The following is a 5,009-nucleotide window of genomic DNA, read 5'->3' on the forward strand; positions in this document are numbered from 1 at the left end:
CCCGCTGGTACAGCGGGGCTGCGGGCGTTCCGAGCAGGAGCGCAGGCGCAGTTGGTGTGGACGGACGACGCGAAGGACTTCCGGGAGGCGGTCGGGTCGGCGGCGGCCTAGCCGGGCATCTCCGTCCGCTCCCACCACTCGTACACCTGCAGGCTGCCTTCCGGGGTGTTCGCGTGACGCGGGGTCGCCCTGAAGTGCTCGTAGCCGTTCCGAAGCTCGATCTTCAGGTCCGGTCCGGAGGTGTCGACCGGGACGATCCGGGCGGGCAGATCCTGCGGGCCGCCCTCGAGAAGTGCCTTGACCGTGTCGGGCATGACCTCACCCTTCTCTCGGTTGGAGTCCGGCAGAAAACGACATTACACCTGATCAGAGCCGTGTGACCCACTCCACCGTCTCAGATAGTAGGAAGTCCGAGTAATTGTGGAGACAGACCGGGCCCGCTCGCTTACTTTTGTAGGAGCCGAACGTCTCGCTCGACCAAGCGAATGGCGGTCGTGAGCGCGCCCCGTGCAGGCAACCCCTGCGGCACCGCTCCCCGCCCCATCCGGCGTCTCGTAACCCCTTTCCGCGCTCCCGGATTTCGAAGGAGTCGATTTCCCATGGCCGAGACGACCGCACGCCGCCGAGTCCGTCACAGCTCCCGTACGAGCGAGTCCGACCGCAAGAACGCCGCAGCCGCCCTCCAGCGCGCCCTGGACCGCAGGGACAACGGTGGTTCGACCGGCCACTGAGCCGGGCATCACCACCGAGCCGGGAGCCGCACCCGCAGAGGTGCGGCGCGGACTCACACGCCGCGCCGCACCTCGAAGTGGTCGATGCGCTCGCCGCTGTCCGTGAGCGCCGACACCTTCAGGGTGGGCCTCGCACCGGTGTCCGCCTCCACCGTGAGCAGAGAGAAGCCTCGGTAGCGCACCCGCGACCACTCCACGGTCTCCGCCGCGGAGGCCTTCGACTTCGTCCACTGAAAAGTGTCGACGGAGTCGTGCTGCGTGACGTGCCCCTCGTAGCTCTCCTTCACGCCCGCCGGGAAGCCGTACAGATCGCGGCCGCCGCCGCCCGCCGTGACGTACACGGTCCCGTCCCGTGTGGGGTCGGTCGAGGCACCGATGGGCACCGGCCTGCCGACCCCGCCGTTCCTGATGGCGTCCGTCCGCTCGTACACATGGTTGTGGCCGTTGATCACCAGGTCCACCTGGTGCCTGGCGAACAGCGGCAGCCATTGAGCCCGTACCCCGCCGTCGGAGGCGTGCGCGGAGGTCGAGTAGGCGCAGTGGTGGAAGAATACGACGACGAAGTCGACGTCCTTCGCCGACCGCAGCTCGGCCAGCTTCTCGTCCAGCCACTTCGTCTGCCTGCCGCCGCTGTAGCCGAAGTTGGCGGGAATCTCGTACGAGACGTCGTTCGCGTCCAGCGCCACGAAGCCGACGTTGCCGTAGGTGAACGCGTACACCCCGGGAGCCGTGCGGGCGTCGAAGCCGCTGTCCGGGAGGGAGAAGCGGGCCAGCTGGCCGCCGTAGCCCTCCGGCGAGTACCAGGCCTCCATGTCGTGGTTGCCGGTCGTCACCATCCAGGGCACCGACCTGGCCACCGGCTCGTTCTGCTTGAGGAACAGGTCCCAGAACGCGGGGTCGTAGCCGTCCGACTTCTCGCCACGGCCGTTGCTGTCGGCGTAGCAGATGTCGCCGGCGTGCAGATGGAAGGCGGGGTTCTGGCGCAGGATGACGTGGTCGTTGGCGGCCGCGGCCCGGCTGACGCCCTGGTCGCCGAAGGCCGTGAACACGAACCTCTCCGGGGACGCCGGCGCCGTGCGGAAGGTGCCGATCGTCGAGCGGTGCTTCGCGTCCGCCGGATCGAAGCCCTCGTGACCCACGCCGTAGTAGTACGTCGTGCCGGGGCGCAGGCCGTCCAGGGCCGCGTGGAGGTAGTACTGCTCCAGCGCCGGACGCCCGCCCGTCACACCCGGGGTGTGCAGACCGCGGACCTCGGCCTGGATCTTCCGGTCCAGATCGTCGGGCTCGAGGCCGATGCGGACGTACGGCTTCCGGACCGCCAGCGGGACCTGCCAGGAGACCCGCAGCTGCGACTTCGGGTCGGCGCCGAAGGCGAGATGCCGGCCGAAGGGGGAGACGACCGAGCCGTGCACCGCCGGAGTTCCGGGCGCCGAAGTCCTCGTGCCCTGCGCTCCCGATCCACCGCCGCAGCCGCTCAGCACCCCGCCCGCCGCCACCGCGCCCGCCGTCACCAGCGTACGGCGCCCGATCAGCTTGGCGCGCAGGTACTCGTACTGCTCGGCCATGCTCATCCGGCTGGCGAGCCGGGGCGGGATGCCGAAGTCGGGTATCTCCATGAGAGGGAATTTCCCAGCGAATCCCAACGCCCGCCATGCGTAAGGGTGAATGGGGGGTGGCGGAACGGCGCCGCAGCCCGAGCGGATGTCCGTATGGCGGACTGCCGGTGTCATCCCATGGGACGGGGAGTAGGGTGCCGACATGTCTCGCAGCATCAATCTCGCAGTGATTCCCGGTGACGGCATCGGCCAGGAGGTCGTGGCCGAAGGTCTGAAGGTCCTCTCCGCCGTCCTTCCGCAGGATGTGAAGCTGGAGACCAAGGAGTACGACTTCGGTGCCCAGCGCTACCACGCCACCGGTGAGACCCTCACCGACGCCGATCTCGACGCGCTGAAGAAGCACGACGCCATCCTGCTCGGCGCCATCGGCGACCCGAGCGTCCCCTCCGGCGTCCTGGAGCGCGGCTTCCTGCTCAAGCTCCGCTTCGCCTTCGACCACCACGTCAACCTGCGTCCGTCGAAGCTCCTGCCGGGTGTCGCCACCCCGCTGGCCGGCGAGCCGAGCATCGACTTCGTCGTGGTCCGCGAGGGCACCGAGGGTCCGTACACCGGCAACGGCGGCACCATCCGCAAGGGCACCGAGCACGAGGTCGCCACCGAGGTCTCGGTGAACACGGCCTTCGGTGTCGAGCGCGTGGTCCGCGACGCCTTCGCCCGTGCCCAGGCCCGCCCCCGCAAGAAGCTCACGCTGGTCCACAAGAACAACGTGCTGACCTTCGCGGGCCACCTGTGGACGAACGTCTTCAACAAGGTGGCGAAGGAGTTCCCCGAGGTCACCACCGACTACATCCACGTCGACGCGGCGACCATCTACCTGGTCACCGACCCGGGCCGGTTCGACGTGATCGTCACCGACAACCTCTTCGGCGACATCATCACCGACCTCGCCGCGGCCGTCTCCGGCGGCATCGGCGTCGCCGCGAGCGGGAACATCAACCCCTCCGGCGAGTTCCCCTCGATGTTCGAGCCCGTGCACGGCTCGGCGCCCGACATCGCGGGCCAGGGCAAGGCCGACCCCTCCGCCACGGTCCTGTCCGTCGCGCTGCTCCTGCGCCACCTCGGCTACGAGGCCGAGGCCGCCCGCATCGACGAGGCGGTCGCCGCCGACCTCGCCGAGCGCACCGGCAGGCCCGCCCGCTCCACGTCGGAGATCGGCGACGCGCTGGCCGTACGAGTAGCCGGCTGACCCCGCCGCTCCTCGAACCCTTTCGAAGCCGCCGGGTCGCATCAGCACCCGGCGGCTTCCGCTGTGTCCCCGCCGGGTGCCACCATCATCCCCTGGGCCGCATTTCACGCCGTTTCTTCCACGGTCCCCGCCTTGCGATAATCGGACGCGGAGCCGCGGATTGAGGGAATGCTCGGACGTCCTAGCACTGGCCACCGGCCGTACGGACGTGAGCGCGGCCCGTCACACACAACCGGTGAAGGACAACCACTCATGACGACGCCCACGATCGAGCTCAAGCCCTCGGCCTCGCCGCTCTCCGACGCGGAGCGCGAGGCGATCCTGGCGAACCCCGGGTTCGGCCGCCACTTCACCGACCACATGGTGACGATCAAGTGGACCGAGGGCCGCGGCTGGCACGACGGCCAGCTCGTCCCGTACGGCCCGCTCTCGCTCGACCCGGCGAACATGACCCTGCACTACGCGCAGGAGATCTTCGAGGGCCTCAAGGCCTACCGTCGCCCGGACGGCTCGGTCGCCACCTTCCGCCCCGAGATGAACGCCCGCCGCTTCCAGCGCTCGGCGTACCGCCTCGGCATGCCCGAGCTTCCGGTCGAGACGTTCATCGAGGCCTGTGACGTCCTCGTCCAGCAGGACAAGGCATGGGTGCCCGCGCACGGCGGCGAGGAGTCCCTCTACCTTCGCCCGTTCATGATCGCGACCGAGGTCGGCCTGGGCGTGAAGCCCGCCAACGAGTACCTCTTCCTGGTCATCGCCTCCCCGGCCGGCGCCTACTTCCCCGGTGGTGTCAAGCCGGTCTCCATCTGGCTCTCCGAGGACCGCGTCCGCGCCGTTCCCGGCGGCATGGGCGACGCGAAGACGGGCGGCAACTACGCGGCCTCCCTGCTCGCCCAGGCCGAGGCCGCCGCCAAGGGCTGCGACCAGGTCTGCTATCTCGACGCGGTCGAGCACAAGTGGGTCGAGGAACTCGGCGGCATGAACCTGTACTTCGTGTACGGAGACAAGATCATCACGCCCTCGCTGACGGGCTCCATCCTGGAGGGCGTCACCCGTGACTCGCTGCTGACCGTCGCCCGCGACCTCGGCTACGAGTCCGAGGAGGGCCGCGTCTCCGTCGACCAGTGGCAGCGTGACGCCGAGAACGGCACGCTGACCGAGGTCTTCGCCTGCGGTACCGCCGCCGTGATCACCCCCGTCGGCACCGTCAAGCGCGAGAGCGCCGAGTGGCAGCAGGCGGGCGGCGAGCCGGGCGAGGTCACGCTCAAGCTCCGTGAGGCCCTGCTGAACATCCAGCGCGGGACGGCGGAGGACAAGCACGGCTGGATGCATGTTCTCGGCTGAGGGCTGAGCGGGGGTTGCCGTGGCCCCTACTGGGGGGCCGCGCCCCCCCCGGCCCCCCGGTAGGGCCGGGCGGGCGGGGGGGGCGAAAACCGGGCGGGGGGGCAAAGAGTACACCGCCCCCCCGGCGGGGGCAAA

At 69.7% G+C, this 5,009-nt stretch carries 5 protein-coding genes; 3 read left to right on the top strand and 2 right to left on the bottom strand.

The genetic code is table 11. The features are described from left to right. Positions 1-107 precede the first annotated feature (107 nt). Positions 108-314, bottom strand: coding sequence for a DUF5988 family protein (locus tag AB0N07_RS42520; protein WP_365844812.1), 207 nt, complete (start codon positions 312-314; stop codon positions 108-110). Between the two features lie 285 nt (positions 315-599). Here AB0N07_RS42520 and AB0N07_RS42525 point away from each other — a divergent pair, with 285 nt between their 5' ends. Next, entirely contained in the window at positions 600-731 is a 132-nt protein-coding gene (locus AB0N07_RS42525; RefSeq protein WP_106981133.1) for a hypothetical protein, read from the top strand. 53 nt (positions 732-784) lie between these two features. Here AB0N07_RS42525 and AB0N07_RS42530 read toward each other — a convergent pair whose 3' ends face one another. After that, positions 785-2,347 carry a metallophosphoesterase family protein gene (locus AB0N07_RS42530; protein ID WP_365844814.1) on the bottom strand — a complete coding sequence of 521 codons (1,563 nt, stop codon included), beginning with the start codon at positions 2,345-2,347 and terminating at the stop codon, positions 785-787. A gap of 142 nt (positions 2,348-2,489) precedes the next feature. Between AB0N07_RS42530 and AB0N07_RS42535 the strand changes: the two genes are divergently transcribed. Then, positions 2,490-3,533 (top strand): 3-isopropylmalate dehydrogenase, encoded by a 1,044-nt coding sequence (locus AB0N07_RS42535; protein ID WP_365844816.1) that lies wholly within the window; start codon positions 2,490-2,492, stop codon positions 3,531-3,533. Between the two features lie 252 nt (positions 3,534-3,785). Continuing rightward, positions 3,786-4,874, top strand: coding sequence for a branched-chain amino acid aminotransferase (locus tag AB0N07_RS42540; protein WP_365844818.1), 1,089 nt, complete (start codon positions 3,786-3,788; stop codon positions 4,872-4,874). Positions 4,875-5,009: the final 135 nt, after the last annotated feature.

The organism is Streptomyces sp. NPDC051172 (genome assembly GCF_040682555.1).
In the GTDB taxonomy this organism is placed as follows: Bacteria; Actinomycetota; Actinomycetes; order Streptomycetales; family Streptomycetaceae; genus Streptomyces.